Origin of the sequence: Kitasatospora kazusensis, assembly GCF_039529945.1 — a bacterium.
Classification (GTDB): domain Bacteria; phylum Actinomycetota; class Actinomycetes; order Streptomycetales; family Streptomycetaceae; genus Kitasatospora; species Kitasatospora kazusensis.
Genome location: NZ_BAAANT010000004.1, coordinates 147182 through 163343, shown reverse-complemented (window position 1 = coordinate 163343; position 16162 = coordinate 147182). Strand labels below are relative to the sequence as shown.

Annotated in this window: 11 protein-coding genes; 7 read left to right on the top strand and 4 right to left on the bottom strand. The window is 73.9% G+C overall.

The genetic code is table 11. From position 1 onward, the window contains the following. Positions 1 to 129: 129 nt before the first annotated feature. A complete protein-coding gene (locus tag ABD330_RS05675; RefSeq protein WP_344461387.1) occupies positions 130 to 1311 on the bottom strand; it encodes a sensor histidine kinase in 1182 nt (393 codons plus the stop codon). Continuing rightward, positions 1308 to 1985 carry a response regulator gene (locus tag ABD330_RS05670; RefSeq protein WP_344461385.1) on the bottom strand — a complete coding sequence of 226 codons (678 nt, stop codon included), beginning with the start codon at positions 1983 to 1985 and terminating at the stop codon, positions 1308 to 1310. Before ABD330_RS05670 ends, ABD330_RS05675 begins: the two co-directional genes overlap by 4 nt. A gap of 336 nt (positions 1986 to 2321) precedes the next feature. Between ABD330_RS05670 and ABD330_RS05665 the strand changes: the two genes are divergently transcribed. Together ABD330_RS05665 and ABD330_RS05660 are read left to right on the top strand one after the other, a co-directional pair. After that, entirely contained in the window at positions 2322 to 4103 is a 1782-nt protein-coding gene (locus ABD330_RS05665) for a phosphatidylglycerol lysyltransferase domain-containing protein (RefSeq protein ID WP_344461525.1), read from the top strand. A 353-nt stretch (positions 4104 to 4456) separates the two neighbouring features. After that, a complete protein-coding gene (locus ABD330_RS05660; RefSeq protein ID WP_344461383.1) occupies positions 4457 to 5185 on the top strand; it encodes a hypothetical protein in 729 nt (242 codons plus the stop codon). Positions 5186 to 5430: 245 nt separating this feature from the next. Here the strand turns inward: ABD330_RS05660 and ABD330_RS05655 are convergent, their stop codons facing one another. Continuing rightward, positions 5431 to 8178, bottom strand: coding sequence for a SpoIIE family protein phosphatase (locus ABD330_RS05655; RefSeq protein ID WP_344461381.1), 2748 nt, complete (start codon positions 8176 to 8178; stop codon positions 5431 to 5433). 310 nt (positions 8179 to 8488) lie between these two features. Here ABD330_RS05655 and ABD330_RS05650 point away from each other — a divergent pair, with 310 nt between their 5' ends. From ABD330_RS05650 to ABD330_RS05630, 5 genes are all read left to right on the top strand, one after another. Beyond that, positions 8489 to 9652, top strand: a complete 1164-nt coding sequence (locus tag ABD330_RS05650; protein WP_344461379.1) for a rhodanese-like domain-containing protein — start codon at positions 8489 to 8491, stop codon at positions 9650 to 9652. Between the two features lie 153 nt (positions 9653 to 9805). Then, positions 9806 to 10444, top strand: coding sequence for a DUF5819 family protein (locus tag ABD330_RS05645; protein WP_344461377.1), 639 nt, complete (start codon positions 9806 to 9808; stop codon positions 10442 to 10444). Next, complete coding sequence (locus ABD330_RS05640; RefSeq protein ID WP_344461375.1) at positions 10441 to 11646, top strand: HTTM domain-containing protein; 1206 nt, start codon at positions 10441 to 10443, stop codon at positions 11644 to 11646. Before ABD330_RS05645 ends, ABD330_RS05640 begins: the two co-directional genes overlap by 4 nt. A 47-nt stretch (positions 11647 to 11693) precedes the next feature. Continuing rightward, positions 11694 to 13799: an FUSC family protein gene (locus ABD330_RS05635; RefSeq protein ID WP_344461374.1), complete on the top strand. Its 2106-nt coding sequence runs from the start codon at positions 11694 to 11696 to the stop codon at positions 13797 to 13799. 91 nt (positions 13800 to 13890) lie between these two features. Continuing rightward, complete coding sequence (locus ABD330_RS05630; protein WP_344461523.1) at positions 13891 to 14661, top strand: TrmH family RNA methyltransferase; 771 nt, start codon at positions 13891 to 13893, stop codon at positions 14659 to 14661. Positions 14662 to 14731: 70 nt separating this feature from the next. Here ABD330_RS05630 and ABD330_RS05625 read toward each other — a convergent pair whose 3' ends face one another. Beyond that, on the bottom strand, positions 14732 to 15994 hold the full coding sequence (locus ABD330_RS05625; RefSeq protein ID WP_344461521.1) for a peptidoglycan-binding protein: 1263 nt from the start codon (positions 15992 to 15994) through the stop codon (positions 14732 to 14734). Positions 15995 to 16162: the final 168 nt, after the last annotated feature.

The window sequence follows — 16162 nt, the reverse complement described above, 5'->3', positions numbered from 1 at the left end:
CAGCACCAGGACGGCGCCCTCCCCGACCGGGGAGGGCGCCGTCCCGCGTTTCCGGTCCGTCCCGCGTTTCCGGTCCGTCCCCGGTTCTCCGGGGACCCCGGTTCGCCGGGCCGCGCCGGGCGCTTCGGGCTACTCGCCCGTCGCCGGGAGGTCGGCCCGGACCACGAAGCCGCCGTCCGGGGTGGCGACGGCGGTGAACGAGCCGCCGAGCAGCTGGGCCCGCTCGCGCAGCCCGACCAGGCCGTGGCCGCCGCCGGGCAGGACGGGCTCGGAGCCGGCCACCGGGGCGGACGGCCCGTTGCGGACCTCCACCAGCAGCCGGGGGCCCCGGCTGTCGAGCCGGACGGCCACGGCCGCGCCCGGCGCGTGCTTGGTGATGTTGGTGAGCGCCTCCTGCACCGTCCGGTAGGCCGCCCGCTCGACCGCCTCCGGCCAGGGGCAGTCGCCCGGGCGCAGCTCGCTGCTGACCCGCAGGCCGCTGCCCTCGATCAGGCCGGGCAGGTCCGCCAGGCGCGGCTGCGGGGCGAGCGGCGCGTCCGGGCGCAGGCCCGCCGCCCGCAGCACGCCGACCATCTGCCGCAGCTCGTCCAGGGTGCGGACGGAGAGCTCGCGGATCGTCCCGGCGGTGGACTTGACCGTCGGATCGCCGCTGACCACCTGGAGCGCACCCGCCTGGATGCTGATCAGGCTGACCTGGTGCGAGACCACGTCGTGCATCTCCCGGGCCAGCCGGGCCCGCTCGGCGGTCAGCACCCGTTCGGCCAGCAGCCGGTTCTCGCGCTGCCGCCCCCGGGTCAGCTCGTCCAGCCGGACGGCCAGCTCGTGCCGGGTGCGGGCGAGCAGCCCCAGTGCGGCGGGACCGGCGCCGAGCATCACGCACTGGATGGCGTAGAGCGCGTTGTCCCGGTCCAGCGCGAACGGGTGGTCCGGCAGTGGCAGGTGGAAGAACTCCACCAGGGCGAAGGCGGTGGCGCAGAGCACCGTGACGCGGAGCTTGGACCGGTTCGCGGCCACCGAGTAGACCGCCGCCATCGGGGCGAGCCAGATCATCGTGAACAGGCTGCCGGGCAGGGTCAGCAGCAGGACCAGGACCGGCCAGCGCCGGCGCAGCAGCAGCGCGGCGGTGGCCAGCGCGCAGAGCGACACCTGCCACCAGGAGGAGCCCTTGGAGACCAGGGTGGTGTCCAGGGCGGCGACCAGGACGGGCAGCGTCAGCATCAGCCAGGGCGCCGTCAGCCACGGTGCGCTCAGCCAGGCCGGGCGGCCCCGGCCGGTGCGGCCGGCGGTTCTCGCGCCTTCGGTGCCGGTCATGCCTCGGGCTGCTGCCGCTGCGGCGACCGGACCAGCCCGGCGCGGTTGGCGATCACGGCGGCCTGCACCCGGTTGGCCGCACCGAGCTTGCCCAGGATGGCGCTGATGTGGTCCTTGACGGTGCCGGTGCCCAGGAACAGCCGGTCGGCGATGTCGGCGTTCGACAGGCCCTCGCCGAGCAGGGCGAGCACGTCCAGCTCGCGGCCGGTCAGCCCCCGGGTCAGGGCGCCGGCCTCGGCGTCCGGGCCGCCGCCCTCGACGTAGCCGCCGATCACGGTGCGGGTGACGGTCGGCGAGAGCACGCTGCCGCCGGCGGCGAGCACCCGGACGGCGTGCACCAGCTGCTCGGGGGCGGTGTCCTTGAGCAGGAAGCCGGCCGCGCCCGCCCGCAGCGCGGTGCCGATGTACTCGTCGCTGTCGAAGGTGGTGAGCATCGCCACCACCGGCGGGTGCGGCAGGGCGCGCAGGCGGCGCAGCACGGATATCCCGTCCAGGTCCGGCATCCGGATGTCCAGCAGCACCACGTGCGGCCGCAGTGCGCCCACCCGGTCCTCGGCCTGGCCGCCGGAGCAGTCGCCGACCACCTCCAGATCGGGGGCCGAACCGACGATGAGGCCCAGTCCGGATCGGACCAGGACCTCGTCGTCCACGATCAGTACGCGGATCGGGGTCATGGTCTCTCCTCGGGTGGGTAGCGCGGGCTCTGAGCTTAGAGCGACTGGTGGGAGCCGGTGTCGGGAGCCGCCGGGGGAGGATACCCCCGCCGTTCGGCGGGGGGTCGAATCCGCTGCCCGGTTCACGTAATTCTCATCCGTGGTGAGCAACCATGGAAAGCGGTGACCCCTACCGGCACGAGCCGATCGGAGCCCTGGCCGATCTGGCCGGGCAGGCGCCCCGGGGGCCCAGCGGATGCGCCCCCAGACCTGATCGTTTGGAATTGAGCTGTGTCCTCCACTGTGAAGCCGGAGCCCTCCGCCGTTCCCCCCGAGCGCTCCGGCGCCGCCGCGCGGGTGCTGGCGCGGTGGCGACCGCGTGCCGCCGCGACCACCGTCTGGTACCTCCGCCTGCTCGCCCTGCTCAACCTGGTCGCGGTGCTCGCGGTGCCGTTCCGCACCCAGGTGCGGCACCACAACGAGGGCGCGTTCTTCCTCCCCTACCTCCTGACGGCCGGTCTGACCTCGGTGGTTCTGTCGCTGTTCCTGGCGGTGGCGATGCGCCGCCGCAAGCGGGCCGCGTGGATCTTCAACACGGTGCTGTCCGGGCTGTTCTTCCTGGCGTACCTGCTGCTGATGGTCGTGCCCGACCAGGAGCTGAAGTACAACCACCACACGCTGAACTACTTCTCCACCGTGCTCACCGGGCTGTTCTTCCTCGCCTGCCTGGTCGGCCGCGGGGAGTTCACCTCCAAGGGGGACCGGTCCAACCCGAAGATCGGGGTGGCCACCTTCATCGCGGGCCTCGGCTTCGGCGGTGTGGTCGGCGCGGTGCTGGTCGGCTGGAACAACGCGGTCACCGGCGGCGACTTCGGCGACCGGTTCTGGTACGCGGTGGCCCGGATGGTCACCGTCCAGCCGTCCGAGCACGTGCTGGACGTGATCGACGTCCCGACCTGGGTGAACGCCTTCATCAACGCGATGGGCGCGGTGCTCTTCCTGCTGGTGCTGTACGTGGTCTTCCGCAGCCCGCGCGGGCAGGAGCTCCTGTCGCAGGAGGACGAGGCGCGGCTGCGGGTGCTGCTGGAGCGGCAGGGCGGGCGGGACTCGCTCGGCTACTTCGCGCTGCGCCGGGACAAGGCGGTGATCTTCTCGCCGAGCGGCAAGGCGGCGGTCGCCTACCGGGTGCTCGGCGGTGTCTCGCTGGCCTCCGGCGACCCGATCGGCGACCCGGAGGCCTGGCCGGGCGCGATCGACAACTGGCTGGCCGAGGCCCGCGAGCACGCCTGGGCCCCGGCGGTGATGGGCGCCTCCGAGGAGGCCGGGGTGATCTACGCCCGGCACGGGCTGGACGCGCTGGAGCTCGGTGACGAGGCGATCGTCGAACTGGACGAGTTCTCGCTCGACGGCCGGGCGATGCGGGTCGTCCGCCAGGCGTACAACCGGGTCAAGCGGGCCGGCTACACGGTGCGGATCCGCCGGCACGAGGACATCCCCGAGGCCGAGATGGCCGCACTGGTGGGCAAGGCCGACCACTGGCGGGACGGCGCCACCGAGCGCGGCTTCTCGATGGCGCTGGGGCGGCTGGGGGACCCGGACGACGGGCGCTGCGTGATGCTGGAGTGCCACGACGCGGCCGGTGAGCTGCAGGCACTGCTGAGTTTCGTGCCCTGGGGGGAGAAGGGCCTCTCGCTGGACCTGATGCGTCGCGCCAGGGACACCGAGAACGGCCTGATGGAATTCATGGTGATCGAGCTGCTCCAGGACAAGAAGCAGATCGAGCTGGAACGGGTCTCGCTGAACTTCGCGATGTTCCGTTCCGTCTTCGAGCGCGGCTCCAAGCTCGGGGCCGGTCCGGTTCTGCGGCTGTGGCGCGCCGTCCTGGGCTTCTTCTCCCGTTGGTGGCAGATCGAGTCGCTCTACCGCGCGAATGCGAAGTATCGCCCGATCTGGGAGCCCCGCTATCTGCTGTTCGAGAAGAGCAGCGAGATCCCGCGGATCGGCCTCGCCAGTGCCCGCGCGGAGGGTTTCATCACCGTACCGAGCCTCCCCGCTCTGTTCCGTCGCCGACATGTCCGGGCCGCCGCTGTCGCGGCCGCGCCCGGCCTGCCGGTGGCGGAACGCGACGGGAAGGGGTAGTCCCTCCGCCGGGGGGCGGAGGGAGGCCGGTCAGGTCCCGGAAACACCGGTCGACCTGCCCGGATACCCGTCCGATCAGCGACCGCCCGACGACTGCGGGTGAGCGTTTGTACTCCGGGCCACCGGCGTACGGGGGGTTCCTCGGGGGTTTCTCTCCCTCTTCAGGATGAGCCGCGTTTCCCCTTTCAAGCTGAGGCATTCCTTAAAGCGAGTCCCTAGTGTGGATACAGCGGCTTCGGGAAGCATGCGGGGCAGGATGGTTCCGGGCCGGAAATGTGTTGGGCCGAGAAGGAGCGAACAGGAGCGCAGTCGTGAACCAGAACACCCACGCGGGGGGCGTGCGAAAGGGGCCTTTGGCATATGCCAAACAGGCCGCTCTCGCCGAGTGGGGCACGCTCTTCGCGGTCGTCCGAGACCAACTGGTGCGCAAACGGTTCGCAGCCGTCCCGCTTGCGATGACCGCCACGCTCCTGATTCTGCTGTTCAGCATCGTCCAGCACCTTCCCGGCGGTGACCGGTTCGTCACCCACATCGGAGTGGTCAAGGCCGCACTGCCGCTCGACGTCTCGCTGCTGCGGACGCCGCTCTCGCTCTACGTCCCCGCCCTGGACCTGCCGGTGTGGGGCGCGCTGGCCCAGGTGTTCCTCGTCTTCGGGGTGGCCGAGATAGTCCTGGGCCGACGCCTGATGCTGGTGATCGCCTACGTCTGCACCCTGGCCGGGACACTGTTCGCCCGCTTCGGGGTGGAGCTCGGCCCGGACCACCTGTTCGGCTTCCCCCGCTGGGTGGCCTACGTCCGTGACACCGGCCCGTCCGCCGCGGTGGTGGCCCTCGCGGTCTGCGTCGCGTTCCGCTGCCGGGCCTACTGGACGGGCGGCACGGTGATCGCGGTGATGGTCGGGGAGGCCGTCGTACTCCCCAACCTGGCCGGTCTGGAGCACGTGGTCGCGCTGCTCTCCGCGGTGCTGATCGCCGTCTCGGTCGAGGTCTTCGGGGACTTCTGGCCCCGGGTACTGGCCGGGGTCGGCGCGGCGGCATCCGTCGGAGCGGAGGCCCGCCGGGCCGGAGCGATCGCCCGCTGACGCGGTCCCCCGAGGGGAACTGTAGGCACACGAGAAACCCCAGCAGGGGCGCGGGGGACCGTACGCACTCGGGTAACCACAGGAGGGGCGCGGGGAACTGCGCGCGCAACCGTGCACCTCCGTCGTGCCCTGGTCGCGCAGTTCTCCCCCAGCCTTCGGCCGGGGGTACCCCCACGCGCCCCTGGGGGGTGCATGGCTGGTGCGTGAACACTTGTGCGGCTGCGTCGAGTCCCCGACCCGGAGGGTCAACTGCGGGGGAGGTTCATCTCGAACCAGACGACCTTGCCCACGGCCTTGCGCGCGGTGCCCCAGCTCTCGGCCAGTTTGCTGACCAGGTTGAGGCCTCGGCCGTCCTCGTCCATCTCCTCGGAGGGTTCGAGGGAGGGGAGGTTGTGGTTGTCGTCGCTGACCTCGACCAGGAGTTTGTCGACCCGGATCAGCTGGAGCTGGACGTGGTCGCGGGCGACCCGGACGGCGTTCGTGACCAGTTCGCTGACCAGCAGTTCCACCGTGTCGGTGAGGGCGGTGAGCTGCCAGGCACCGAGCTGCTCGCGGACCAGGGCGCGGGCGCGGCGGACCTCGGTGGCGTCGACCGACAGCTCCCAGGTGGCGACCTCGGTCGGGGCCACCCCGTCGAAGCGGGCCACCAGCAGGGCGATGTCGTCCTGGCGGTCCTCGGAGTGCAGCCGGTCCAGGACAACGTCGCAGGCCTCCTCGGGGGTCTGCTTCGGGTCGATCAGGTTGCCGCACAGCGCGGCCAGCCCGGCTCCTATGTCGCCGCCCCGGACCTCGACCAGGCCGTCGGTGCACATCACCAGCATCGAGCCGTCGACCACGTCGATCTTCTTGGCGACGAACGGCACCCCGCCCACCCCGATCGGCGCGCCGGCCGGGATCTCCAGCAGTTCGCCGCTGCCGTCCGGGTGCACCAGCACGGGCGGGACGTGCCCGGCGCTGGCCAGCTCGCAGGTCCGGTTGATCGGGTCGTAGACCGCGTACAGGCAGGTCGCCAGATGGTCGTCGCCGAGCTTCTGGGCCAGGTTGTCCAGATGCCGCAGCAGCTGGCCCGGCGGCAGGTCGAGGGCGGCCAGGGTCTGCATCGCCGTCCGGAACCGGCCCATCGCCGCCGCGGAGTGCAGGCCGTGGCCCATCACGTCGCCGACGACCAGGGCGACCCGGCTGCCGGGCAGCTGGATCGCGTCGAACCAGTCGCCGCCGACCTCGGCGCGGCGGTCGCCCGGCATGTAGCGGTGGGCGATCTGCACGCCGGGGATCTTCGGCGGGCGGGTCGGGATCATCGAGCGCTGGAGCGTGGTGGCGACCTTGGACTCGGCCCGGTGCAGCCGGGCGTTGTCCAGCGACAGTGCCGCCCGGGCCGCCAGCTCGCGCAGGGTCGCGGCGTCGCTCTTGTCGAACGGCGCCCGGTCGGGGAGCCGGAGCAGCTTGAGGATGCCGAGCACGGTGCCGCGGGCGGAGAGCGGCAGCACCAGCATCGAGCGGCCGACCACTATCGGGACGAGGTCCTGGCTGCCGAGCGACAGGGCGTACTCCACCGCGACGTCCGGGCTGATCACCGGTACCAGGACCGGCTGGTTCTCCTGGAGGGCGAGGCCGGGCGGGGTGGAGCGGGGCATCGCGAGCAGCGCGCCCTCCTCCAGCACGTGGTCCCACTGGCCGGAGGCGGCGTTGAAGGAGCGGGCCACCCGGCGCAGCATGGTCGCGTCGTCCGGCCGGCCCAGTGGCAGCTCGGAGTCGGAGATCAGCCCGTCCAGCAGGTCGACGCAGGCGAAGTCGGCGACCCGGGGGACCAGGACCTGGCACAGCTCCCGGGCGGTGGTGTCCAGGTCGAGGGTGGTGCCCACGCTGCTGCCGACGTCGCTCAGCAGGGCGAGCTGCTCACCGGCCTGGCTGCTGGTGAGCACCTCGACGGTGGGGGACGGCCCGGCCGGTGCGGGGACGGCGGCGCGGGCGGGGGTGTGGCCGTTGGCGGCCGGGTCGACGGTGACGGGCTCGACGGTGACTGGATCGACGGTGACGGGGTCGATGGCGGGGCCTCCCGGGGTCGGACCGGTGGACGGCTTGCTGGTCACCCGCGCGAGGGGGTGGCGGGCGGCGGCCTCGCGCGGCGCCGGTACGCCCGCACCGGCGGGTGCGGGCGGCGCCTGGAGAGCGGCGTCGAGCCGGCCCACGGCCGGGCGGGTCGCCTCGGGCGGCCGCCGGGCGGCCCGCGGTTGCAGGGCGCGCTGCTGCGCGGTGGGATACCGGCGGCCCAGCCCGGCCGCCACCCGGGCCACCCCGGCGGCCGTCGGCTCGTACGGCAGCACCGGCAGCCTGGTGGCCGCGTCCACCCACAGGGCGGGGGCGCCGGCCTCGGCGAGCTGCTCCAGCAGGCGGCGGCGGCGCTCGTCGGAGCTCTTGGGCAGCAGGCCGGCGAGCGCGTCGGCGCAGCCCGGGGCGGTGCCGGTGAAGGTGGCGGCGACCCGGTAGCCGCCCGGTACGGACTGCGCGGCCGCGTACGGGAGCAGCCGCTCGCCCAGCGCGATCCGGGGACCGGCGCTGCGCAGCGGCCGGGCGTCGGCGGCCAGGACCAGCAGGCTGCGCCCGGACGGTTCGATCAGCGGGTAGGCCCACCAGAGGACGTCGCGGATCCGCTCCTCGCGGTCGATGGCGGCCATCGCGCCGGCCCACGGGGTGCGGTCGAGCCGGGTGAGGTCGTCCAGGGTGTCCAGGGCGTCGCAGCGGCGGCCTTCCCGGAGCGGGACGGGGCCGTCCCGCCGGGCGCCCGGGATCTCCGGGCGCGGTTCGACGGCCGGGAGCAGGCCGGAGGCGTTACGCCCGCAGGCGACCTCGGCGCGGTGCCCGAAGAGCTCCTCCGCCGCACGGTTCCACAGGGCGATCCGGCCGTCCGGGTCGACCAGGACGGAGGCGATGCGCAGCAGGGCGACCACCCCGGCGCCCGCCGTGTTCGGTGTGGAGTTGGGCTCGTCCGCCATAGATTCGGTCTGCTCCTGCCTGGCCGCTCCCGGGTGTTTCGGTGTCCTGCCGGTCCCCGTCCGTCCCCTCGGTGCCCGCACCGGTGGCACTCCGGTGACTCTGCGGTGCTCCCTCGTGTGCGCCTTCCAGCGAAGCATGGAGAGGCCCGGAACTGGTAGCCAATCGGGGAGATTCGTAAGTATCAGTTGCGCTGCGCGCGCCGTGCGCCCGGTTTCGCCCCCACTTCATCCGTTCGGAGCAGCGCCGGGATCCCCGGGGGCCCGGGTAGGGTGGCAGCCCGTAACGCCCGTACCGGATGAAGGCGAGCAGTTGAGCGCAGACAGCCCCGTCCAGTGGACCGACCCCGAGCGGCAGTGGCTGGAGGAGCGGGTGGCCGCCACCGAGCTCGCCTGGCTGACGCTGGAGGTCGACGTCGAGACCCTGCGGGTCGAGATCGACAACTTCGCGCTGGTCCACCACCAGCTGCTCGGCCCGCTCTACGCCCGGCTGGACGAGCTGGACGCCCTGGTCGCCGAGGCCGTCGCGGCCCGGACGGGGGATGCCGACGACCGGCGGCGGGCCGCCGAGGCGCGGCGCCAGGTGGACGAGCTGCCGGATCTGGACGCGCTGCTCGACAGCTTCCCCACCGAGTCCGGCCGTCCGGAGCCCGGTGAGCCCGAGCCGCCGCGCCGGGTCCGCCCCGGCAAGGACGCGCAGCGGATCTACCGCGACCTGGCCCGCCGCGCGCACCCCGACCTGACCACCGACCAGGCCGAACAGCAGCGCCGCTCGGTCTTCATCGCCCGGGTCAACGAGGCGTACGCGCACGGCGACAGCAGGGCGCTGGAGGAGCTGGCCGAGGAGTGGTCCACCGCTCCGGAGGCGGCCCCCGCGCCGGACGCGCCGGACCGGCTCGGGTGGCTGAACCAGCGGCTGGAGTGGCTGACCGGGAAGATCACCCAGCTGGCGACCGAGCAGGTCCGGCTGGAGAACACCGCGATGGGCGAGCTGCTGCGGCTCGCCCCGCAGGACCCCGACCGGCTGCTGGAGGAACTGGCCGAGCAGTTGCTCGGCAAGGCCGCCGAGCAGCAGGCGGAGCTGGACCGGCTGCTGTCCGGTGCGAGCGACAATGGTGCAGAGCGCCCCGAACCCCAGGAGAACCCGACGATGTTCACCCAGCTGCCCAGCACCGACGCCGTCTCGGTGCCCGCCGACGCCCCGCTGCTCGATGTCCGCGAGCAGGACGAGTGGGACGCCGGGCACGTGGACGGCGCGCTGCACATCCCGATCGGCCAGGTGGTGGCCCGGATCGACGAGCTGCCGGACGGCAAGCTGTACGTGCTCTGCCGGGTCGGCGGGCGCTCGGCGCAGGTCGTGCAGTACCTGGTCCAGCAGGGCCGCGAGGCGGTCAACGTGGACGGCGGGATGTTCGCCTGGGAGGCCGCCGGCCGTCCGATGGTGAGCGGCAGCGGCCAGGACGCCTTCGTCCTCTGAAGCTCTGAAGCGCTGAAGCCGCGGCCGGCCGCCGCCCCCGGTGGGTGCCGGCCGCGCCGGCCCGCTGAACCCCTGTTGCCGGTGTGCCCGGTTGGGGCAGGATGACCGGGCACACCGGCGGGACCGCCACCGGGGCAGCGGAAGGGGCAGGCCGTGGCTCGGACCTGGTCCACCCCCGCGCTGGCCGTGCTGTGCGGCGCCGGGGTGCTGCTGCTCGGCGGCACCGGGCTCTTCCTGGCGGCGCTGTTCCTCCAGGTCGCGCCGTCCAACGCGCTCTCGCAGCGCTACCGGGGCCCGATCGACCAGCTGGTCTACCCGGAGTTCGAGCAGAACTGGAAGCTGTTCGCGCCCAACCCGCTCCAGCAGAACCTCAGCGTGGACGCCCGGGTGCAGACCATCTCCCCCACCGAGCACGTGACCACCCGGGACTGGGTCGGCCTGACCGCGCAGGACATCGCCGCGATCCGGGACAACCCCGCGCCCAGCCACCTGGACCAGAACATGCTGCGCCGGGCCTGGGACTTCTACGACTCCACCCACAGCACCCAGGACGGCACGGTCGCCGTCGCAGGGGAGCGCGGACGGCTCGCCGAGGAGTACCTCAAGCGGATCGGCCTCCAGCGGCTGGGCCGGACGCCCGGCGGCGAGCGGGTGCTCCAGATCCAGTTCCGGCTGCGGACGGCCGCCATCGCCCCGCCGTCCTGGAGCGCGGAGGAGGCCCCGGCGGCGGTGGCCGACCGGGTGCTGCCCTGGTGGCCGGTGGACGAGACGGACTACCAGGGGCTCGGGTGAGCGCGCCGCAGGAGACCGGACCCCGACCGCTCGCGGGCATCCCCGCCCAGCCGGGCGCCCCGGCCGCCGCCGAGCCGTCGGCCGGCCGGGTCCGGCAGGCCTTCGACTCCTTCACCGGGCGGGCGGCCGGCCCGTACCAGGCGGCCGTCGTCCGGATCGGCTTCGGACTGGCGTGGGCGGCGTACCTGCTGCGGGAGTGGCCGAACCGGCGGGTGCTGTACGGGGACAGGTCGCCGTGGTCGGACGCGCTGGCGGCCCGGCTGCTGGCGGAGAACCACGCCTTCACGGTGCTCACCTGGTACCACGGGCGGCTCTGGTTCGAGCTGGTCTACCAGCTGGCGATCGTCGCCGCCGTGCTGCTGGTGCTCGGCTGGCGGACCAGGGCGAGTGGCGCGCTCTTCCTGGTCACCGTGCTGTCGCTGCAGAACCGCAACGTGCTGGTCGGCGACGGCGGTGACAACGTCGTCCACCTGATGGCGGTCTACCTGGTCGTCACCCGCAGCGCCCAGGTCTGGTCACTGGACGCCCGCCGGGCCCGCCGCGCCCGGCCGGGCGGCGGAGGCGACGGGCGAGACGGCGGAGGCGGCGGAGGCGGCGGCCGTGGGGCGGTCTGGCTCTGGGGGCTGCTCGGCGTGGCGCTGGCCACCGGGCAGCCGGGACGCGTGTGGGGACTGCTGTGGGTGCTCTGGCTGACGGCCGGCGTCTGGTACGCCGTCGACCGGTGGCGCCCGGACGGCGAGCCGCGGGCCGTGCTGGACGCGCTGGCGAACATGCTGCACAACTGCGGGATGCTGGTGATCGCCGCGCAGGTGGTGCTGATCTACTCCACGGCCGGCTGGTACAAGGTGCAGGGCAGCCGCTGGCAGGACGGCACGGCTCTGCACTACCCGCTGCACCTGGACTACTTCGTGCCCTGGCCCGGGCTCTCCGGGCTGCTCGGGTCGAGCCTGCTGCTGGTCTTCCTGCTCTCCTACGGCACGGTGATCCTTCAGGTCGCCTTCCCGTTCACCCTGTTCAACCGGCGGCTGAAGAACGTGCTGCTCGCGCTGATGATGCTGGAGCACGCGGCGATCGCCGTGACGCTGGGGCTGCCGTTCTTCTCGCTGGCGATGATCGCGGCCGACGCGGTGTTCCTGCCGAGCGGGTTCCTGCGCGGGGTGCCCGGGTCCGTCCGGCGGGTTCTGAAGGGTGTGCGGCGGTAGGCCCGCGACGCCGCCCTCCGTTTGCCGGTCGGTCTAAACTGCCGCACATGTCCTGGCTGGCGGCTCTGCGTGGCACCGTGCGAACCGGATTGACCCTGGACCGGACCGTCAGCAGCCCCAAGCGGGCGTTGCGCGGGGCGCTCGCGGTCGGCCTGGTGGTGTTCCCGACACTGGCGCTCGCCGGGCCGGCCCTCGCCACCTCGGCGGCGATGGGCGCGTTCATCGCCGGGACGGCGACCTTCCAGCGCAGCTTCCGGCCCCGGGTCTCGCTCGCGGTCGCCGCCGGGCTCGCCCTGGGCGTCAGCTCCTTCCTCGGCTACCTCGCGGTCGGCGTGCCCGGGGCCTTTCCGGTGCTGCTCGCGGTCTGGGCCTTCGCGGCCGGGCTGGCCTGGGCGATCGGTCCGAGCGCCGGCGTGCTGGCGTCCACCACCGTCTCGGTGATGCTCGTCGTCGTCCAACTGCCCGTCAGCGTGCCGACCGCGCTCGGGCACGGCCTGGTCTGTGCGCTCGGCGGCGCCGTCCAGGCGCTGGTCGTCACGGTCTGGCCGATCGAGAGCTGGCGGGCCCAACGGGACGCCCTCGCCGACACCTACGCCTCGCTGGCCGACTACGCCAGGCGGCTCCGGCAGGATCCGGTGGCCCAGGTCGACCCCGAGCCGTTCATCGTCGCCCGGCAGGCAGCGACCCTGACGCCCTGGCAGGCCAGGCACCGCCCGCCCGAACTGCGCGGACTGCGCGGCACCGCCGAACGGATCCGCCCGACCCTGGCCGCCCTCGCCGACCCCAGGGTCGGCGCCCCCGCCGAGGGCCCCGAACGGGACCGCGCCCGCGAGGTGCTGGCCGCCGCCGCCGAGGCGATGGACGCCCTCGCGCACGCCGTCCGGACCGGCGAACCGCTGCGGACCACCGTCTCCGCGCCGGCCCTGCGGCTGGTCGAGGGCGTCACCGAAGGCCCCCGGCTGACCGGCGCCGCCCGCCGCTCGGCCCGCCGGCTGAGCTCGCTGCTGCGTCGCGCCGCCGACACCTTCGACCAGCAGGACCAGGACACCGTCAGCAGCCCGGTCGTCGGCCCCGGCCTGCACCGGCCCTCGCTCTTCCGGCTGCTCCCCTACGCCTGGCAGGCCGTCCGGCGGCAGCTCCAGCCGCGCTCGGCGGTCTTCCAGCACGCCGTCCGGATGGCCGGCGTCGTCACCGCCTCCTATCTCGCCGCCAAGCTGCTCGGCCTGCACCACGGCTACTGGGCGCCGCTGACCGCCGCGATGGTGATGCGCCCCGACTTCGCGCAGACCTACAGCCGGGGTGTCGCCCGGCTGGCCGGGACGGCGGCCGGTGTCGCCGTCTCCACCGTCGTGGTCCAGCTGTTCCACCCCGGCGAGTGGCTCGCGGCGGCGCTCGCCGTGGTCTGCATCGGCGGTGCCTACCTGACGCTGCGCACCGGGTACGCGCTGATGACGGCCTGCGTCTCCTCCTACGTGGTGTTCCTGCTCGGGCTCCAGCCGGGCGACCCGGTCGTCACCGCCGTCGAACGCATCACGCTGACGCTGCTCGGCGGTGGCGTCGCCCTGCTCGCGTACGCGCTCTTCCCCACCTGGCAGACCGCCCGGCTGGCCGAGCGGCTGGCGGAGTGGCTGGCCTCCGTCGGGCGGTACGCCGGTGCGGTGCTCGCGGTCTACGGTGAGCCGGCCGGGGGCGGCGGCGAGGTCCGCACGTCGCTGCTGGACGCCCGGGAGGCCCGGTCCGAGCTGTCGCAGGCGATCGAGCGGGCCGACGCGGAGCCCGTCCGGCACTCGGCGCACCTGCCCGAGCTCTCCCGCAAGCAGATCGACCGGGCCCGCTCGGCGACCGCGCTGCTCAACCGCAGCGCCATGCTGCTGGAGGCGCACCTCCCGGCGAAGGACGTCGAACCGGTGCCGGGGGCGACGGAGCTCGCCGAGGAGCTCCGGTACGCGACGGCGATCGCGGCCGGCGCACTGCTGGTCGGCCAGCGGATGGACTTCGCCGGGCTGCGGGCCGCGTACGAGCGCTGGGACGCCGAGCTCGCCGAGCTGCCGCCGGACGAATCCGCCGCCGTGGCCAGGGCCGGGGTGCGGCTGGCGATGCAGGCCGTCTCGGACCTCGACAAGGCGGTGCGCCCGCGCCGTCCCGTGCTCTGACCGGGGGGGCCGGCGGGGTCTTCGGCCTTCCGACAGACCCTAGGCTTGGGCCGTGATCGATGAGAGTGCGGACGACTCGGCCGGCCCCCGGATGTGGCGCACGGTGGCTGCGGAGCCCGGGGCGGTGCTGCTCGACGGGTTCCACGCGTTGAAGCACGCTCTGCGGTTCGACGCGGACGTGCGGTGCGTGGTCACCACCGACCGGGCCGCGCTGGTGGCGCTGGCGGGTGTGCTCGCGGACGACGTCGCCGAGGCCGTGGCCGCGCTCGCCACCGAGATCCCCGAAGCGGCCATGCGCCGGATCACGCCGAAGATCCATCCGACCGGAGTGGCCGCGCTGGCGATCCGCCCCGCCGCCCGGGCGGTCGAGCAGGTGCTGACCGGGTCGCCGCGCACCTCGCCGATCGTCGTGCTCGACAACCCGCGCAACCTCGGCAACGTCGGTGCGGTCATCCGGTTGGCGGCCGGCTTCGGCGCGACCGGTGTCGTGACGACCGGGACCATCGACCCCTGGCACCAGAACGTGGTGCGCGGGAGCGCCGGGCTGCACTTCGCGACGGCGGTCGAGCGGCTGGACCCGGCCGGGCTTCCCGGCGGGCCGCTCTACGTCCTGGACGCGGAGGGGGAGGACATCCGGTCCGTCGTCATCCCCGACGATGCGCTGATGGTGTTCGGTTCGGAGCGCCACGGAGTGTCGGCGGAGCTGCGCAGCCGGGCGACGGCACTGGTCGCCATCCCGATGAAGCCCCAGGTCTCCAGCTTCAACCTGGCCACCAGCGTCGGGATGGGGCTGTTCCACTGGATGACCCACAGCCCGTCGCAGCGGGCCGGTGACGATTCCCGCGCCGGGACCCTCCGGTGACGGGCCGGGCGCGGGGGCGCCGCGCGGGCGGGCGTTCTGCGCGCGGCGTCCCCGCGCCCGTCGGGGCGGCTCAGCCGAACAGGAGCTTCCAGGTGGCCGGGCCCGGGTAGCCGTCGGCTTCGGCGCCCTGCCAGCCCTGGGCGTGCTGGAAGTCGGCGACGTTGAGGCGGTCGCTCTCGGTCCAGGTCGGGCCGGGGCCGGTGGTGTAGTGGCGGCCGTAACCCTTCTTCACCAATTGTTCACCGAGCTGCTGGACGGCCGGGCCGGACCTGCCGGGTCCGAAGGCGCCGGCTCCCGGGTAGGGCGGCGGGGGGACGGGGGCCGGCACGGGCTGGGGGGCGGGGGCGGCGGTGCCGTCCGGTGGGATGTCCCGGCCCTTGCCGTTCACCAGGTAGTCCCAGGTGGCCCGGCCGGGGAGGCCGTCGGCCTCGGCGCCCTGCCAGCCCTGGGCGAGTTGGAAGGCCTGGGTCGCCCGGCGGTCCGCCTCGCCCCAGGCCGGGTCGGGGCCCTCGGCGTAGAACCTGCCGCCGCCGCGCCGGACCAGCAGTTCGCCGAGCCGCCTGACGTAGTCGTTGCGCGCGCCCGGGCCGAAGCTGGCGTCGCCCGGGTAGGCGTTGTCCGCACTGCCCGACAGCCCCCGGTAGCGGTACGGCAGGTAGGAGTCGGAGTGGCTCCAGTACGCGTACGGGGTGGTGCGCTTCCGGGTGGCGGGCCGGGTCTGTTCGTAGGCCAGGTAGTGGCTCCGGGAGGAGTCCGTCCAGCCGCCGAAGAGCACGGTGTGCGAGCCGCCCTGCGGGTCGTCCGGGTCGTTGCGGACGAGGATGTCGCCGGGCTGGAGGTCGTCCGCGGCTATTCGGTCGGCGAAGTCCGGCAGGGTCCAGGTGGTCTGGCTGCTGCCGAGCCCCCAGGCCATCGAGACGAAGCCGGAGCAGTCCTGGCGGTAGCCGTCCGTCCAGTAGCTGCCCATGCTGTACGGCACCTGCTGGTCCACCCAGCGCTGGGCGCGGGCCAGGATGTCGGCCCGGGTGGTGGTGGCGGCCGAGCGCAGGTGCGGGCCGAGGACCCGGCCGCCGAACAGGCCGCCGACCTCGCCCTGCGGGGTGTCGGTGGTCTGGCTGCTGCCGCCCGGGCGGGCGGCCGGGGCGGCGCCCGCGCCGGCCGTGCCGCCGAGCATGGTGCCCACGGCGGCGAGCAGTACGGCCGCGCGCCGGGCGCCCCGGGCGGCGGGGTGGCCGCCGTCGGCGGTGCGGGCCGCGTGCAGCCGGGCCCGGCGGCGGGCCGTGCACCCGCCGCAGACACAGCTCTCGTCCGGCGCTATCTCGGTGAACTCCATCAGCACGGGTCGGTCCTTCCACTTCTTCGGCGCCGGGGGTGCGCAGCAGAAGGGATGTGTTCCACCGTGAGTGGACAGAATATCAGGCGACAGGTAAAGAATCGGGGCAAAAGGGTCAGTCGGAGCGCCGGGTCGGAGCGCCGGGTAGGACCGCCGGCCCGGCCGGGA

What these genes read in the sequence shown, in the direction of transcription:
- ABD330_RS05675 (WP_344461387.1), bottom strand. Translation starts at nt 1,311, where the DNA reads ATGACCGGCACCGAAGGCGCGAGAACCGCCGGCCGCACCGGCCGGGGC.
- ABD330_RS05670 (WP_344461385.1), bottom strand. Translation starts at nt 1,985, where the DNA reads ATGACCCCGATCCGCGTACTGATCGTGGACGACGAGGTCCTGGTCCGA.
- ABD330_RS05655 (WP_344461381.1), bottom strand. Translation starts at nt 8,178, where the DNA reads ATGGCGGACGAGCCCAACTCCACACCGAACACGGCGGGCGCCGGGGTG.
- ABD330_RS05635 (WP_344461374.1), top strand. Translation starts at nt 11,694, where the DNA reads ATGTCCTGGCTGGCGGCTCTGCGTGGCACCGTGCGAACCGGATTGACC.
- ABD330_RS05630 (WP_344461523.1), top strand. Translation starts at nt 13,891, where the DNA reads ATGTGGCGCACGGTGGCTGCGGAGCCCGGGGCGGTGCTGCTCGACGGG.
- ABD330_RS05625 (WP_344461521.1), bottom strand. Translation starts at nt 15,994, where the DNA reads ATGGAGTTCACCGAGATAGCGCCGGACGAGAGCTGTGTCTGCGGCGGG.